This window comes from Mycobacterium aquaticum, assembly GCF_002086485.1.
Taxonomy (GTDB): Bacteria; Actinomycetota; Actinomycetes; order Mycobacteriales; family Mycobacteriaceae; genus Mycobacterium; species Mycobacterium aquaticum.
The window spans coordinates 45,682-62,459 of record NZ_MVHF01000020.1 but is presented as its reverse complement, the minus strand read 5'-3'; the positions used below and the strand labels follow the sequence as shown (position 1 = coordinate 62,459).

13 protein-coding genes are annotated in these 16,778 nt (G+C 65.9%); 6 read left to right on the top strand and 7 right to left on the bottom strand.

Annotation, left to right across the window (positions count from 1 at the left end; all coding sequences use genetic code 11):
- Positions 1-29 precede the first annotated feature (29 nt).
- The 5 genes from BST13_RS19615 to BST13_RS19595 all read right to left on the bottom strand — a co-directional run bounded on the left by BST13_RS19615 (position 30) and on the right by BST13_RS19595 (position 6,840).
- Positions 30-2,027, bottom strand: coding sequence for a serine/threonine-protein kinase (locus BST13_RS19615; RefSeq protein ID WP_083165687.1), 1,998 nt, complete (start codon positions 2,025-2,027; stop codon positions 30-32).
- 2 nt (positions 2,028-2,029) lie between these two features.
- Entirely contained in the window at positions 2,030-2,989 is a 960-nt protein-coding gene (locus BST13_RS19610) for a glutamate ABC transporter substrate-binding protein (RefSeq protein ID WP_083165686.1), read from the bottom strand.
- A 1-nt stretch (position 2,990) separates the two neighbouring features.
- On the bottom strand, positions 2,991-3,929 hold the full coding sequence (locus BST13_RS19605) for a glutamate ABC transporter substrate-binding protein (protein ID WP_083165685.1): 939 nt from the start codon (positions 3,927-3,929) through the stop codon (positions 2,991-2,993).
- A complete protein-coding gene (locus BST13_RS19600; protein ID WP_083165684.1) occupies positions 3,929-5,236 on the bottom strand; it encodes a hypothetical protein in 1,308 nt (435 codons plus the stop codon). Before BST13_RS19600 ends, BST13_RS19605 begins: the two co-directional genes overlap by 1 nt.
- A 131-nt stretch (positions 5,237-5,367) precedes the next feature.
- Positions 5,368-6,840 carry an APC family permease gene (locus BST13_RS19595; RefSeq protein ID WP_281254757.1) on the bottom strand — a complete coding sequence of 491 codons (1,473 nt, stop codon included), beginning with the start codon at positions 6,838-6,840 and terminating at the stop codon, positions 5,368-5,370.
- A 214-nt stretch (positions 6,841-7,054) separates the two neighbouring features.
- On the opposite strand from BST13_RS19595, the gene BST13_RS19590 reads away from it, so the two are divergent.
- The 5 genes from BST13_RS19590 (at position 7,055) to BST13_RS19570 (ending at position 14,881) form a co-directional block, all read left to right on the top strand.
- A complete protein-coding gene (locus tag BST13_RS19590; protein ID WP_083165683.1) occupies positions 7,055-8,683 on the top strand; it encodes a LuxR C-terminal-related transcriptional regulator in 1,629 nt (542 codons plus the stop codon).
- 184 nt (positions 8,684-8,867) lie between these two features.
- Positions 8,868-10,385, top strand: a complete 1,518-nt coding sequence (locus BST13_RS19585; protein WP_083165682.1) for an MFS transporter — start codon at positions 8,868-8,870, stop codon at positions 10,383-10,385.
- 112 nt (positions 10,386-10,497) lie between these two features.
- Positions 10,498-12,060, top strand: coding sequence for an APC family permease (locus BST13_RS19580; protein ID WP_083165681.1), 1,563 nt, complete (start codon positions 10,498-10,500; stop codon positions 12,058-12,060).
- On the top strand, positions 12,035-13,534 hold the full coding sequence (locus BST13_RS19575) for an APC family permease (RefSeq protein WP_083165680.1): 1,500 nt from the start codon (positions 12,035-12,037) through the stop codon (positions 13,532-13,534). Before BST13_RS19580 ends, BST13_RS19575 begins: the two co-directional genes overlap by 26 nt.
- Positions 13,535-13,549: 15 nt before the next feature.
- Positions 13,550-14,881 carry an FAD-binding oxidoreductase gene (locus tag BST13_RS19570; protein ID WP_083165679.1) on the top strand — a complete coding sequence of 444 codons (1,332 nt, stop codon included), beginning with the start codon at positions 13,550-13,552 and terminating at the stop codon, positions 14,879-14,881.
- Here BST13_RS19570 and BST13_RS19565 read toward each other — a convergent pair.
- The gene (locus BST13_RS19565; protein WP_083165678.1) at positions 14,875-15,789 is read right to left on the bottom strand and encodes a lytic transglycosylase domain-containing protein; all 915 of its coding nucleotides are present in this window, start codon (positions 15,787-15,789) and stop codon (positions 14,875-14,877) included. The two genes, BST13_RS19570 and BST13_RS19565, sit on opposite strands and share 7 nt — an antisense overlap.
- A gap of 158 nt (positions 15,790-15,947) precedes the next feature.
- On the opposite strand from BST13_RS19565, the gene BST13_RS19560 reads away from it, so the two are divergent.
- On the top strand, positions 15,948-16,259 hold the full coding sequence (locus tag BST13_RS19560; protein ID WP_083165677.1) for a hypothetical protein: 312 nt from the start codon (positions 15,948-15,950) through the stop codon (positions 16,257-16,259).
- Here BST13_RS19560 and BST13_RS38740 read toward each other — a convergent pair.
- Complete coding sequence (locus tag BST13_RS38740) at positions 16,234-16,485, bottom strand: hypothetical protein (protein ID WP_142282814.1); 252 nt, start codon at positions 16,483-16,485, stop codon at positions 16,234-16,236. The two genes, BST13_RS19560 and BST13_RS38740, sit on opposite strands and share 26 nt — an antisense overlap.
- Positions 16,486-16,778: the final 293 nt, after the last annotated feature.

Genomic DNA, 16,778 nt, shown 5'->3' with positions numbered 1-16,778 from the left:
CGGAACTGTCAATCCTGTGGTCGCCGCCTTCACAGCCAGCTCGGCGGTCTGATCGCGTTCGCGAAATCGACCAGCGTGTAACGGTGCCGCCGCCGCGGCGAGTGCCGAGCCAGCTCGCGCAGCGCCTCCTCGATACCGACGCGCAGGCCCCGCTGGTCCAACGGATGCCCGAAGAACGGCTCCTCCGAGGTCGCCACCGCGCCCGACCGCACCCAGTCCAGCGCGATGCCGAGCACGAACGCGCGGATCTGCAGTGCGCGTGGCTCGGTTTCGGACAACCTGCCCAGCCGACGCGCCGCGTCGCGCAGGTCAACCTCGGTGATCTCATCGTTGGGGCGCCCGTCGAACAGGAAGACCACGGCGGTCAGTTGGGCCTCGCCGTAATGGCGCGACGTCAACGGAACCTGGTCGAGTACCTCGATCGCGCCGGCCCGATCGCCACGGCCGGCCAGCAGGCGAGCCAGGCCGAACGCCGCGTTGACCATCGACGAGTCGGTGCGCCACAACGTCCGGTAGTACCGCTGCGCCATCTGCCGCAATCGTTCGGCGTCCGGCGCGTCGGGGGTGTCCAGCAGCAGCTCCGCGGTCGCTGCCGCCGCGAGCTTGGGAGCGGCTTCGCCCGGCAGCAGGCCCACGACGCGTTCGAAACAAGCCAGCGCCGCACCGAGATCGCCGCCGTGGAGCCCGGAGATCCCGTCCTCCCAGTCTTCACGCCATTCGTCGTCCGGATCCTCGACGGGTATCGGGCTCGGCAGGGAGCGGGCGACGTCTCCTGCGTTGAGCCGGACGTTGCGTCGGCGGCCGTCGACGAAAACGTCGGTGCTCTGCAACGCCAGGTCGGCACCGCACGTGGAGCGGGGCACGCTGAACAGCGTCGAGACCCGCGGACACGGCGAGCCGGTCTGTTCGGCGAGGATCTCGTGCAGCACCCCCTTGCACTGGTCGGCCATTTCGTCGACCGACGAAAACCGTTGCATGGGGCGAGGATTGGTAGCACGGACGAGCAGCCGGTAGAAGGATTCATACCGCTCGAACAGCGGCACCTCGTCGCGTCCCGGCAAGCTCTCGGCATAGCGGTCGTTGGGCAGGTCGACCGTGAGCTTGGCCAGCGTGCGGCCCACCGTGTAGACGTCGGTGGCGATCGTCGGTCCGGTCCGCACGATCTCGGGTGCCTGAAAGCCCTTGGTGCCGTATATGTAGCCGAAGTCGCCGATGCCCGACACCGCACCCATGTCGATCAATTCGATGTTGTCTTCGGTGAGCATGATGTTCTCGGGCTTGAGGTCGTTGTACACCAGCCCGAGCGAATGCAGGTAGGACAACGCGGGCATGACATCGAGCAGGTAGCCGAGCGCCTGTTCGACGGGCATCATCTGTTGATCTGCTCCTTGCGTGCCCGCGGCTCGCTGCTTGGCCAGGACGGCTTCGAGCGTGGTTCCGCCGATGTACTCCATCACGATGTAACCGACTGGGCGCCCGTCGAAACCGGGATGTTCGACGAAGTTGTAGATCTTGACGATGCCGGGATGGTTCACCATCGCGAGAAACTGACGTTCCGCAACGGCGATCGCCTGTGCCTGCTGCCCACCGGGCTGGAGCAGACCTTTGAGCACCACCCACCGGTCGCTGACATTGCGGTCCACCGCCAGATAGATCCAGCCGACTCCGCCGTGCGCAATGCACCCCTGGACCTCGTACTGTCCCGCCACCAGTTCACCGGTCTCCAGATGCGGCGAGAACGAGTACAGCGTGCCGCAGTGCGGACATACCCCCTCGGTCGGCCCGGGCTTACCGGCGCTTCCCCGCCCGACCGGCCGCCCACAGTTGCCGCATGTCCGTTTCGACTCGGCGACAACGGGATTGGTCAGGATCGCGCTCGCAGGCTCGATGTCCTGCCGAATCGGGATCTCGACGAGCCCCTCACCGATCCGCCGCCGCCCGGTACGCAGCCGTGGGCGGGTGGGCTCGACCTTGACCGGTGCCGATTCGGTCACCAGAACTGCTCGCGTTCCGTCTTCTTCTGCCATGCTCAATCCCGGTACCTCGGCTCGGGCGGACTCGGCGCACCACCGAGAACGTTGAACCACTTGCGGTACAGCGCCTCCCATGTCCCGTCCCGCCGGATCCGGTCGAGGCTGGCGTTGACCGCCCTGACCAGATCCTCGCGGGATCTGTTCACTCCGATACCGTAGGGCTCGTTCTCCAAGCTGGGCCCGACCAGGTGCAGGTTGGGATCCTGGACGGCCATGCCTGCCAGAATCGAGTCATCGGTGGTGACTGCGTCCGTCTGCCCCTGCTGAATCGCCACCAGGCAATCATCCCAGTTCTGAACGCCGAGCAGGGTTGCCGCGGGCGCCACCCGGGCGGCAGTGGCCAGCGATGTGGTGTCCACCTGCGAGCACACCCGCTTCCCCGCGAGATCACCCGGCCCCTGGATCGGCGAATCCTTCGGTACGAGCAGTCGCTGGTGCGCATCGAAATACTCTGTGGAGAACGCGATCTGCTCAGCGCGGGCGCAGGTGATCGTCATTGCCTTGACGACGATGTCGACGGTCCCGTTCTGCAGGTTGCTGATCCGCTCGATCGACGTGAGCAGCCGGAACTCCACCTTGTCGGGGTCACCGGTCAGGTCACGGGCCACCTCGCGCGCAATGTCGACGTCGAATCCCTGCAGGTGGCCCGACGCAGGATCGCGAAAGCTCAACAGGTTGGTGCTCTGGTCGATGCCCACGATCAGCCTGCCGCGCTGCCGGATCGCCTCAACAGTCGGCCCGCTGACGGTCGACGGGCGCAAACTCGCTGTGGCATCACAACTCTCGACGGGTACGCCGGGCACCCGCGACGCCACGGCAGCGCCACTGGGCAGCGGCAGGGTCGTGAGCGAGGCAGGCACTTCGACAAGCGGTTGAACTGTGGAACATCCCGTCAACACCGTCGCAGCCAGGACGACAAGTCTGGTGACGGCGCGCCTACCCTCTTCACCGGCCATGTCAGTCCCGGTACTTCGGTTCGGGTGGATTGGCCGCGCCGAGCATACTGAACCACTTGCGGTACAGCGCCTCCCACGTCCCGTCCCGCCGAATCCGTTCCAGACTGGCGTTGACCGCGCGCACCAGATCTTCCTCGGACTTGTTGACCCCGATGCCGTACGGCTCGTTCTCCAGGGCGGGCCCGACGATCTCCAGATTGGGATCCTGACCGGCCATGCCCACCAGTAGCGAATCGTCGGTGCTGGCGGCATCCACCTGACCCTGCTGAAGCGCGACCAGGCAGTCGTCGAAGTTCTGCACGCCCACGATGATTGCCGCCGGAGCAACCCGGGCGACCGTGGCGATGGACGTCGTCGCCAGCCCGGAGCACACGCGCTTGCCTGCCAGATCTGCCGGCCCGCGCACCGGCGAACCCCTTGGCACCAGCAGTCTTTGATGTCCTTCGAAGTACACCGTCGAGAACGCGATCTGCTCGGCGCGGGGGCACGTGATGGAGGTCGCCTTGGTCAGGATGTCGACCGTGTTGTTCTGCACCGCGGGCATCCGCTCCGGTTCGGTCAACAGACGGAAGTCCACCTTGTTGGGATCACCGACCAGGTCCCGGGCGACTTCATGGGAGAGGTCGACGAGGAAACCCCGCAGTTCGCCGGTCACGGGGTCACGGAAGCTCAGCGGGTTGGTGTTCTGGTCTATTCCGACAACCACCCATCCGCGCCGCCGAATCGCCTCCACCGTCGGCGCGGGTGCCGCCGACGGGCGCAAACTCGCTGTGGCATCGCAACTTTCGACCGCCGCGCCGGTGACGGTCGGCGCCACCTCGGCGCCGCTCGGCAACGGCACGGTCGTGAGCGAGGCCGGTACCTGGACGAGCGGCTGCACCGTGGCGCATCCCGTCAGCAGTGTCGCTGCAAGGACGAGAAGCCCGGCGCCGATTCGCATCAGTGGTACTCATTCAGTCTCGGCGCGACACCCGCGGCAACCGCAAGTGCCGCCAGCACGCTGATGGCAGCCGCACCAGCCGGAAGTGCGCTCAACGCAATGTATGCCCGCGTGATGCCGTCACGCTGGCGTTGCCGCAATTGCGCGATGTCATCCCCCAAAGCCTGATCCAGCCGGGCGAACTGGGCCGTCGAATGCTGGAGCTCGCCGTCTCTCGCGATCGCCACCGCCCCCGGATAGTCGCCGCCGACCAGCTTGTTCCGGATCTCGCCGTGGGAGCTGATCCAGCCGTGCAGGGCCTCGGATGCCCCGTCAACCGGATGCTTCTCCAACAGCCATCCGACCTGCGCGGTCCGCTCGTCGAACCTGATGTCGGACAGGGTGTCGGAACCCCGCTTGAGCAGGCCGAGGATCTCGTCCGCGCGGGCCTGCTGCACGAGGATGCGGGCGGCCACCGCGACGCCGAGCGGTTCGCCTCCCTGCGTGCGCGCACTGTTCGCGGCGTGCGCCGACACCAGTCCGGCGACGGTCAGCCACACCGTGAGAACCGCCATCAACACCGACGCCACTGCCAACCCAGGGTTGAGCCGCCGATGGCTGTGCCTGGCGAGGAAGATCTGCGCGACGATCAACAGCCCAACAGCCACCGCGGCAGCGGCGATCACTGCATACGCCGGCGCCGCCGACCGCTGCGACGTGGTGACCGCGTCGATCTGGCTTCGGTACAACCGATCGGCGTCCGGCAGCATCGACTCCTGCATCAGCGTGGACGCTCCGCTGAGATACGCGACGCCGATGGGGAGGCCGTCACGGTTGCTCGCACGAGCCGTTGCCATCATTCCGGTGTAGAGCGCCAACTGGTTGGACAGGTCGGTCAGCAGCGTCAACGAGTGAGTGTCGTTGGCCGCCACGCCATTCGACGCGGTCACCAGACCGGCGGAGGCCGCTCCGATGTCTGCGTCGTAGCGGTCGCGGATCTCGCGCGGTTCCACACCGCCGGCCAGAAACGCGGTCGCCGCAGTGGTGTTGGCCGACGACAACGCGCTGTAGATCCGCTGCGCTGCATCGGAGAGCGGTTCGGTGTGTGACCCCAAGGTGCCCAATTGTTGTTGTCGGCTGGACACTGTCGCCGACGACGCCACGCCCACGGCGAGGACGACGGCCACCAGGATCACGGCCATCACCGCGATCCGCCCGGGTGTGGCTCGCAGGAAGTCGACGATCGGGCGGTCCGGCTCATCGAGATCGACGAGCAGCGACTCATCGAGTGTGCGCGTCTGCCGACGCTCCACCTCACCGCTGTCCACTCGTCATCTCCTCGTCGCCGGATGAATCGCACGGTAGCGCCTGCAAACGCGTTGTGTGGCTGGTTGCCTGACACAAAGTCATCCCCCTCGGCCCGGCGGGCCAAGGGGGATGACTTTCGTTGAGCGGAACTTCAGAACTGCTGGGTGCCGGGCTCGCGCTCAAGAACTTCGCGGCGGCACTTCAGCAGGTAGCCCAGATACACCGCGCCGGAGAGGACCAGGCCACCGATGATCAGGAAGGTCGTCACCGTCGCCTCGGAAACGCTGACCACGAAGATCGCGATGAAGACCCATGCCAGCGCGACCACCGCGACCGGAACCTCGAAGCGCCCCAGGCTGAAAGCGCCTTCCTTGCGTCCCAGCTTCTTGCGCACCACCAGGTAGAGAACGATGGTCAGGGCGTAGGGGATGTTGTTGAAGATCGCGCCCGCCGTGATGAGCTGGATCAGGGCTCCGCCCGGCATCACCAGCATCACCACCACACCCAGGGCCAGCACCAGCAGCGTGGCCGGGATCGGGGTGCGGGTGTGCGGATTGACCCGGCTGAACATCCGGTGTGCGGGGAAGCGCTCGTCGCGGGCCATCGCGAAGACGATGCGGGAGGTTCCGGCGATGGTGACCAGGGCGGCGCCGAAGAACGCGATCGCGATCACCAGCAGCAGCGGCCGTTCCAGAGCGGGACCGAACTGCTGGTTCATGATCTCGGCGACCGGCGATGCGCTGTTGGAGGCGGCGCCCATGTCCCGGATCGCCACGGTCAGCGCGACGATGAGGAACATTCCCAGGATGGCGGCGGCGACAACAGATCCGACGATCGCCCGGGGAACGGTGCGGTGCGCATCCTTGGCTTCCTCGGCCATGTTCGCCGAGGCCTCGAAGCCGACCAGCGTCGAGAGGCCCATGATCATGGCTGCCATCAATCCGCCGCCGATGGCGAAGTAGTTGGTCGACCCTGTGGCGATGCCCTGCGAGAAGAGGTTCTCGGTCGAGCCGTGGCCCGTGAGCATGACCGCGGCGAACAGGGCGACGCCCAGCACCACGACGATCGCCAGCTCGACACCGACGGCCAGCGAGTTGGTCCAGCCCACGATGCGGGTCGAGTAGATCACGATGACGGCTTGGATCAGCAGCAGTACCACCGTGAGCACGCGCCCGGTGGTCTCGCTCGGCGCCATGTTGAACAGCGGCATCAGACATTGGGTCGCCAGCGCGTTGTCGATCGCGACCGGGCTCAGTCCGATGTTCCACGCCGCGATCCAGCCGAAGATCCAGCCGATCTTCGGGTTGGCCAAGCGCGATGCCCACTGGTAAGACGACCCGCTGAGCGGGATCCGCGCCGCGAACTGTGCGAACACCAGGGCCACCAGGATCTGCCCCACCGCGACGATCGGGAAGAGCCAGATGCCCAGCGGGCCCGAGTTCTTCAGGACCTGGCTGTAGGTGGCGAAGATGCCGATCACCACGGACACCGATGCGAACGAGATCGCGAACATCTGGAAAGAACTGAGCGATCGTTTCAGCTCGGCTTTGTAACCGGACTCCTCACAGAAGTCGTTGGCAGTTGCGGTCGTGGTGGCTGCCGGCCTGTCCAGGAGGGTCGTCACTTCGTCGCTCCGGAGGTGATGTTCATGGCGTCCGTGGCCTTTCGTGGAGTGGTCCGGGGTCTCACCGGGTGATCAATAAGCTATGGGCGGGGCCACACCCCCAGCTTCGGGCGAAAGATGTGTTTGCCCGGCGAGCCGATGGTGCAAATGATGTAGACGCATGCAGAAGTCGCGCGCATTCGCGGAACACAGCGGTCGCCGCGGGGATACCGTTATGCCGATCGACATGGCAGCAGACGGATCCGAACTCCTCGCCGCGCGAGAGGCGTACTCGCGCGGCGATTGGCGCGCAGCCTACGACCTGTTCGGCCGCACCGCGGAAACCGACCTGACCACCGACGACCTGTCCTCGTACGGCATGGCGGCGTGGCGGCTGGGCCACGGCAGGCAGTCCATGCAGCTCTCCGAGCAGGCATTCAATCGGCTGATCTCGGCCGGTGAATCGCACAACGCCGCGATGAAGGCCGTCGAGGTGGCCCTGCAGTGGTTCAACGGCGGGGACCTCACCATCGCCCGCGTCTGGCTCAACCGCGCACGTCGGCTACAGGAGAAGGAACCTGACGATCAGATCCTCGCCTACGTGCTCTACGTGGATTCCCTCGTCGCCATCGACGAAGGACGCAACGAGGTCGCCGCTCAGCTCGCCGATGAGCTTCATGAAGTGACCGAGCGACTCAATTTGCCAGGTTTCAACGCGCTGTGCTCCACGGCCAGCGGGGTCTCGAAGATTCCGTTCGCCCGCACCAGCGAGGCCTTTGCGCAGCTGGACGAGGCGATGATGCCGGTGCTCGCCGACCAAGTTCCGGTCGATTGGGCCGGTGACATCTATTGCGCGGTGATCTACGAATGCCATCGGCTCGCGGATCTGGGCCGCATGAAGACCTGGTTCGAGGCCATGGAACAGTGGCGCACCGGGCCCCAGGTCTCCGCATCCTGGTACGGCACGACGTGCGAGTTCCACAAGATGGATCTGCACAGTGCCACAAAGGATTACCGGCAGGTCGAGGAGCGCTTGATCAACGCTCTTGCCGCGATGGGCGACTTCCCCGCGACGGCGGGCAAGGGCTACTACGAACTCGGCGAGGTACGGCGCAGGCAGGGCAACATCGACGGCGCCCGCACCGCCTTCGCCAGGGCCAGAGAGTTGGGCCGTGAGCCGCAACCCGGCGAGGCGCTGCTGCGCTGCCACCTCGGCGAGACCGCGGCTGCCGCAAGCGATCTGCGAATCGGCATCGACTCCGAGCACGATCCCATCAACTGTGTCCGGCTGCTGCCCGCCGCCGTGGAAATCGCCCTGGCCCGCGACCGTATCGACGAAGCCGAACAGTATTGCGCGGAACTGGAGGCCGCGGCCGAGAAGTTCGACTCCCCCGGCTTCCGGGCGTGGGCGCTGCAGGCCCGCGGCGAGGTGCTGGTCAAACAGGGACGCGAGACCGAGGCGCTACCCATCCTGCAAGACGCGCTGCGGCGGTACCGCAACACCCAGTGCCGGTACGAGATGGCGCAGGTGTACGACGTGATGGCGCAGGCCCGCCGCGCGTGCGGGGACGCCACTGGTGCCGAATCGGACACGGCCAGCGCCGAGTCGATCTACCAGCAACTCGGGGCCGAGCCGAACCGGGCAACCAGTGCCGAGGCACCTGGCGGGCTCACCAAACGCGAAGTCGAGGTGCTCGCCCGCATCGCTGCCGGTGCGTCCAATCGTGAAGTCGCCAAGCAGTTGTTCATCAGCGAGAAGACCGTCGGCCGTCACCTCGCGAACATCTACGTCAAGCTCGGCGTGTCATCGCGGACCGCCGCGGCTGCGTGGGCACATGAGAACAAGGTGCTGCCTACGGCTTGAATGACGGTTCCGCCGGCGTGCTCGTCAGCCGGTTTCAGCACCGGGCCCCGGGCCGGGATCTACATCATTTGACCCATAGCGCCGTGGAAAAACGCACATTTTGCCCGATTCGCCGGTGGTGGCGTCGGCCATAACTTTGTGGTCCATCCGGTTGATCCGGACCGATCGCAAAGGTAGGTGCATCATGACGCGCCGTTGGCTGGCGCTCGCCGTGCCGAGCCTCGGAATTCTGCTGATCGGTGTCGACGGCACGGTGCTCGCTGTGGCGACACCTTTCATCAGCAAGGACCTCGGCGCGACAGCGACGCAGCTGCTGTGGATCGGTGACATCTTCTCGTTCGTCTTGGCAGGCCTGCTCGTCACGATGGGCAGCCTCGGCGACCGGATCGGCCACAAGAAGCTTCTTCTGTGCGGTGCAACAGCTTTCGGAATCGTCTCGGTGGCCACGGCGTACGCTGCGAGCGCCGAAGCTTTGATCGCGGCACGGGCACTGCTTGGCGTCGCGGGCGCGACGCTGGCGCCGTCGACACTGGCGTTGATCCGCAGACTGTTTCCTCAGCCCCGAGAGCGCGGCGTGGCCATCGGCATCTGGGCGGCGGTGTTTTCCGCGGGCACCGCGCTCGGACCGGTGATCGCCGGGCTGCTGCTGGAGCATTACTGGTGGGGCTCGGTCTTTTTGATCAACGTCCCGGCGATCGTCATCGTCGTGGCTGCCGGCTCTGTGCTGCTGCCCGAACACCGCAATCCGGGTCCCGGGCCGTGGGACTTACGCAGCGTCGGGCTGTCACTGGTCGGCGTGCTCGGACTCGTGTACGCCCTGAAGGAAGGTGCCGCGAACGGGCTGCGCATGGATGTCGCGCTGAGCGCCGGGATCGGAGCCGTCGCGCTGGCATGCTTCGCCCGGCGCCAACTGCGGCTACCCATCCCGCTGATCGACATCCGGCTGTTCTGCGATCGCACGTTCACCGGTGTCGTTGCGGCGAACCTGACTGCAGTGCTCGGGCTTTCAGGTGTGACGTTCTTCCTGTCACAGTTCTTCCAGCTCGTCGACGGGTACAGCCCGCTCGCCGCAGGACTCGCCGAGCTACCCGCTGCGCTGGCGGCGACGGTGTTCGGTGTGTTGGCCGGGGTCGCCGTGCGGTTCTGGCCACCGCGCGCGATCCTCACAACCGGACTGGCGCTGATCGGCGCAGCGCTCGCGGCACTGACGTCGATCACACCGTCGACCACCTATCCGCAACTCGGTCTCACGCTGTTCGTCGTCGGCGTCGGTCTCGGGCTGGCCTACACCGTGTCCAACGATGTGCTGCTGGCCGTCGTACCCGCGGAGCGCACCGGTGCCGCGGCCGGAATTTCGGAAACCGCGTGCGAATTGGGTATGGCGCTCGGCATCGCGGTCCTCGGCTCGATCGTCGCCGACGTGTACCGCGGGCTGACCATACCTCCCGGCGCCCTCGACGGCGTGGCGGTTCACGCGAGGGAGTCACTGACCACTGCGCGGCTGGCGGCCGAAACCTTGCCGCCAGGCCAGGCGCACACCTTGTTGACCGCCGCGCAAGCCGCGTTCGCCGACGGGCTGGCGACCGCCGCGGGTGTTGGCGCGGCACTCCTGCTGGTTTCGGCGGCATCGGTTTGGCTGCTGGTGAAGCCGCGCACGGTGCCGGATTCGCCTGTTAGCCAGTGCATGCGGACGGAACCCTAGACATGGTCCGTTGCACAGGCAAATGCCGGCTGTCTGTGACGTCAATTTTGCGCCGTCGCGGCACCGCCGCGCCTACTGTGCAGCTAGCCCTTCGAGGAAGCCAGGTGGCGCAATGACGGCTGAGCGCGTTGCCGAGGCCCGATCGGCTGATGACGAGGTCCGACACTCTGGCTATGCACCTGAACTGAAACGAACACTCGGCCCATACCAGACGTTTGCGATCTCGTTCGCGTTCATCTCTGTCGCGGTCGGCATCTTCGCAACCTATGGTGCGGTCCTCCAGACCGCCGGGCCCGTGGGGATTTGGCTGTGGATACTCGCAGCGGGCGGGCAGACGTTGGTGGCGCTGGTCGTCGCCCAGTTCGCCGCACGCATCGCACTCAGCGGTTCGGCGTACCAGTGGGCCTCGCGGTTGGCAAACCCGAAGATCGGATGGTTGTTCGGGTGGCTCACGTTCTGGTTCCTGGCGATCGGCGTGGTCGCGATGGACAACGCGTTGGCCAGCCAGGCGCTCATGCCGCTGTTCGGTATGACACCCGACGAGAACACCGCACGATTGATCACGTTGGGTGTGCTGGTCATCCAAAGCGGGCTGGTCATCGCGTCGACGCGTTTGCTCGGCGTGGTCAGCTCAGCGGCGGTCGGGCTCGAGATCGCGGTGCTGGCCGTGCTGGTGATCGGCCTGGGGACCGCAGCGGCCACCGGCAACGGCACCGTCGGCAACCTCGTCTCACGCGGCATCACCGCCGACGCGCCAGGCTATTTCGCCATGGGTGGCGGCCTGATGGCCGGAATGATCATGGGCATCACCACGCTGGTGGGTTTCGACTCCGCAGCCAATCTGGCCGAGGAGGCCGAAGACCCGTTCCGCACAGTGCCGTTCGCGATCGTCGCGTCCGTGGTGGCTTCGGCGGTGCTGGGGCTGGTATTCGTCGTCGTGCTCACCGTCGCCATCACCGATATTTCCCAGGTGAGCAGCAGCGCATCACCGGTGGCCACGATCATCGACGATCAACTGGGCCCGGTGATGCAGCGAATCCTCTTGTCGGGAATCGCCCTTGCGATGTTCAGCGCCGGGATGGTGATGCTGGCCTCATGTTCGCGGCTGGCGTTCGCCATGGCGCGTGACGCGCGGTTCCCCGCGCATACCGTGATTCGGCGTGTCAATCGGCGCACGCGAACGCCCGTTGCCGCAACCGTACTGGTGCTTCTCGTCGGGGTCGTCCTGATGGTCGCGTTGCCGGGATCCGCGCTGCTGCAACTGATCATCGGGTCGACCATCCTGCCCGCACTCATCTACGGCTCGATCACCGTGCTGTATCTCTCGGTGCGAAAACGGCTCGGCCGCAAGGCGGGTGCGTTCAGTCTCGGACGCTTCGAGCTACCGGTGGCGGTCGCCGCGCTCGTCTGGGTATTCGTCGCCCTGCTGACGCTGGTGTCCCCTGGCGCCGCCCTGGTGCCTGATCTGATCGTGGCCGGCCTGATCCTCGTCGGCGGCCTGTACTTCATCAAGATGTTCATCTTCGATCGCGACGTGCTGGACACCGAGCCGGGTGATCCCGATGAGTTCTGTCTCGATCCATTGATCGCAGACCTGCGGGCGACGCCGTCGCCCGCAACCGGTACCGGCCACAAGGAGGCTGACCGAAATGACCCATTCCACCGATCTTCCTGACAAGGCCCATCGCGAGTTGCCCCACGGCGCGGAAGCCGCCGACGAGTTCTGCGAGGACTGCGGTTACGAGCCGCAACTGAAACGAAGTCTCGGCACGTTCCAGGTTTTCGCGATCTCGTTCGCGTTCATCTCCGTCGCGGTCGGCGTCTTCGGCACCTACGACGACGTGTTGCAGAATGCCGGGCCGGTCGGGATCTGGTTGTGGGTGATCGTGGCGATCGGCCAGACGCTCGTGGCCTTGGTGATCGCCCAGTTCGCCGCCCGGATCCCGCTGAGCGGTTCGTCGTACCAATGGGGTTCGCGGCTGGCGAATCCGAAGGTCGGCTGGTGGTTCGGTTGGTTCAACTTCTGCACCCTCACCGCGGGTGTGGTGGCCATCGACAATGCACTCGCCAAGGATGCCCTGATGCCCATGCTCGGCATGGCGTCGGACGAGCGGACGGCGCGCATCATCACCGTGGTGATGCTGATCATCCAGGCCGCGATCGCGATCGGGTCGACGCATCTCGTCGCGATGATCAACACCAGCGCAGTAGGTTTGGAGCTGGCGCTGGTGGTCGTACTCGTCATCGCGCTGTTCGTCGCTGTCGCGGTCTCGGGCAAGGGCTCCATCAGCAACCTGACCTCCCGAGGCATCACCGAGGGCGCCCCCAACTACTTCGCCATCGGCGGCGGACTGATGCTCGCGACGGTGCTCGGCCTGACCACCCTCGTCGGATTCGACGCGGCGGCCAACCTGGCCGAGGAAGCCAAGGACCCGTACCGCAGCGTGCCCAAGGCCGTTGTGGGATCGGTCATCGCGGCGGCGGTTCTGGGACTGCTGTTCCTCATCGCACTCACCGTGGCCATCGATGACATGCCACGGATCAGCGCCAGCGACTCGCCGGTGGTGGTGATCATGCACGACCAACTCGGCACCGTCATGGAGAAGCTGCTGTTGGTCGCCATCGTGTTCGCGTTCTTCGGCGCCGGTATGGTCACCATGGCCACGGCATCCCGCATCGTCTACGCGATGGCGCGCGACTCCCGGTTCCCCGGGCACAAGGTCATGCGGCGCGTCGACGCCCGCACGCACACCCCGATCCCGGCCACGGTCCTGATCGTCGTCCTGGGCATCATCCTGATGCTCGCGCTGCCCGGTGACTCGCTGCTGGAGTTGATCACCACCGGCACGATCATCGGCCCGAGCCTCTATGGCGCGACCATCATTCTCTACCTGTCCGTACGCAAGCGTCTCGACCGAGTAGAAGGTGCATTCGACCTCGGGCGCTACGAGATGCCCGTCGCGATCAGTGCGCTGATCTGGTCGGCCATTGCGGTGTTCATCATGGTCACGCCGACGTCGGCGCACGTCCCGATCGTCATCGTGCTCGGCCTGACTCTGCTGGGCGGGCTCTACTTCCTGAAGTTGTGGAAATTCAACCGCATCGTGCTCGACACCGAGCCGGGCAAAGTCGATGTGTTCAAGCACTGACAGAAAGGTGATCCAGTGACTGCCACTGCCGTTGAGCTGACCGGTGAGGTCGTCCGACCAGGAGACGACGGCTACGAGAAAGCCCGCCTCGGCTGGAACAAGCTCTATTCGCACTATCCCGCCGCAATCGTCTACTGCCACGACGCCCACGACGTCCTCAATGCCGTCAAATGGGCACGCCGGCTTGGTGTTGCGTTCCGCGCCCGCAGCGGCGGCCACTGCATCGAAGGTTGGTCGGCGCTCGACGGCGGTCTCGTCATCGACGTCAGTCGGATGAAAAGTGCCGAATTCGACGAGGCCGCAGGCACGGTCAGGGTCGGAACCGGTCTGATCCAGCGTGAGGCCGTCGCGACCCTTGGCGCACGCGGCTATGTCATGTCGACCGGTGCCGAAGGTACCGTCGGGCTCGGCGGTGTGATTCTCGGAGGCGGATTCGGCTTGCTGACCCGCCAACTCGGCATGGCGTGCGACGCCCTGCTCGCCGCCGAGATCGTGGTCGCCGACGAGGCCGAGTCGGCCAAAATCATTGAGATAGACCAGGATACGCATGCTGATCTGCTGTGGGCATGTCGCGGTGGCGGGGGCGGCAACTTCGGCATCACCACCGCTTACACGCTCAAACTGGCCAAGCTGCACGACGTCCAGTTCGTGATCGCCAGGTGGGCCGGGCACGGCGACCTGGGTGAAGTGCTGCGCGTCTGGCAACGCGACGCACCCTTCGCCGACGAACGGCTTTCCAGCGCCGTCGAAGCCGACGCCACCCACTTCGAGATGACGGCGGTGATGCACGGCGCCACCCGCGCCGAGGCCGAGGCCGGCCTGGCGTCGGTGCTTGCGGTCGGTGACCCCGAGGTGGACTTCCGGGAAGGAGCTTGGCCGGACTTCTACGCCGACGCCGACCGTGGGCCGGATCTGCCGTATTGGAAGTTCCAGTCCCAGTTCATCACTGAGCCGTTCCCCGACGAGGCGATCGACACCGTCCTGCACTACCTCGCCAACTGCCCGACCCCGGAGAGCAACTTCTTCGTGTCGAGCTTCGGCGGCGCGGTCCGCCACGAGCCGCCGGGCGGCTCGGCATTTGCGCACCGCGACGCGCTGTTCTACTGCGAGCCCGGCGCGGCATGGGACGATCGGGCGCTCGACGCGAAGGCGCTGGGATGGGCGAACGACTTCTGGCGAGCACTGCGCCCGTACGGCACGGCCGGCTATGTCAACGTGCCCAACGCCCAGGCCGCCGACTGGGAACGCGAATACTACGGCCCGAACGTCGAACGGCTACGGCAGGTCAAGGCCACCTACGACCCTCACAACGTGTTCACCTTCGCGCAGAGCGTGCCGCTTCACTGAGGGTGTGCCGCAAGGTAATCGGCGACGGCGATCGGCGCCGCCGCGTGGTAGCCGACCGGCAGTAGAACGTCACCGGCTGTCGTGCGGTAGTAGATCTCCCACCGGTAGTAGCCGGTGAATGCCGCGGGATCGGTGGCGAGGACATCGGCGTAGTTGGTCACCGCCCGGACGTAGTCGTCCGAATGGTTGTACGCGTAGATCGCGCCGTCCCGGTTGTGCGCAAACCCGTTGGCGGCCAGTTTGCGTCCGGCGGCCATGATGCTGTCGCGGGGCGCGTGGATGTCACCGCCGACGCCGTATGCCGCGAACGTCGACGGCAGAAACTGCATGGGGCCTTGCGCGCCTGCGGAGCTCGGTCCGACGATGCGGCCGAACGTGGTCTCGACGAAGTTGATGGCCGCCAGATAGTTCCACCCGACACCCGTGGCGGCGTCCGCCTCGCGGTAGTAGCGCAGCAGTTCGTCGGCCGGCGCGGGCGCGTCGATGCGCCACGCGGGAACAGTGGCCTTCACTTCACTCGAGACCAACCTGTCCAGGTGCCTGCGAGCCTCGACGTTGCGGTCGTAGACCGGCAGGAACGCGGGAGGGATGCGTGGGCGGGTGACCTGATCCCATTCGGGATGGCGGCCGATCGCCCGGTAGGCGGCCTGCTGGCGCCGAGCCGCCTGCGCCAGCACGGGCTCCGACGCTGCGTGGTCCCGCAACGTCTGTTCGTCGCTGACCAGATCATCGGCCAGCTTCACCGGGTCCGGGGCCAGCCGCGGCTGCGCCGGTACGGGTGCGGGTGCCGCTCTCGGTGGCGCGGCAGATGCCGCCGGCACGGAAGTCGCAGGCGGCGCCGTGCCCGTCGGCTCGGTGCATCCCGCGAGTACCACCCCGGTCACGACGGCGAACAGCACGGCACGCATGCGCACCGAAGGCGATCGATGCGCAGGCCCATGTGCCGACCGACGGTTCGCCGTGCCCTCCCTGCCGTCAGAAATTAGGGTGTGCGCCTACCCTATGCGCCCACTGCGCCCCGCCCGAGACTGGTTGGGTCCTATCCCCACGAGCGGAGGTTTCCACCATGGCAATCGTCGCGACCACAATCGTCCATCCGAATCCCGGTGTGACCTGGGACGTCATACAGAGCCAGCTGAAGCGCGCCACCACGCTCGCCCGTAAACACGGTGCGGAAAACGTCACCGGACTGGTCACCATGGTCGGCGGCCAAGGCACCAACACCATCGGCATGCTCTCGACCGTCGCCGACTGGGCCACCTACGGCAAGGTCCAGGAGAGCCTCAACGCCGACCCCGAGTACCAATCGCTGCTCATGGATGCGAGCCAACTCGCGACCTGGGAGAACTACCTCAGCCAGACCATCCCCGATCTGTAGGCAGCACCAGCGCCGAGCGGCCAGTTGCGTCACGCAAATCTTTGAAAAATCGTGCATAACTGGCCATTCGGCGGCGCCAACCCGAGATTTTGGTGAACGACGCAATTTTTGCCTGCACTCCCGCTGCATCGCTTCCCGGAATGCGATGACTCTGGATTCCGCGGGTGATCAATTTCGACAGGTAATCGGTTGATTGTTTGCTGATCACGTCGACAGCTATCGACATGAGATAGTGGGCCTTCAAACACTCAGATAATCAACGACATTTGCCATAACACCCGTCATTACGAGCGGAACGCTGCGGGTGACGCAGCCCGGAACACCGTGGACGCCGCTGCTGCCCCCAAATTTGCCCAACCCGTAAAATCGGCCTGGTCCTGCCATTATCCTTGTCGGCACAGGAGGGTGCCGGCCACGAACTGGGTCTGCCTGTCGACATCGACGACGACCTTTCTCCGCGACCGGAAGAGAAAGCTGGTCGAGTTGCTACGGGTATTGGTGGTCATTTCCACTCATTCT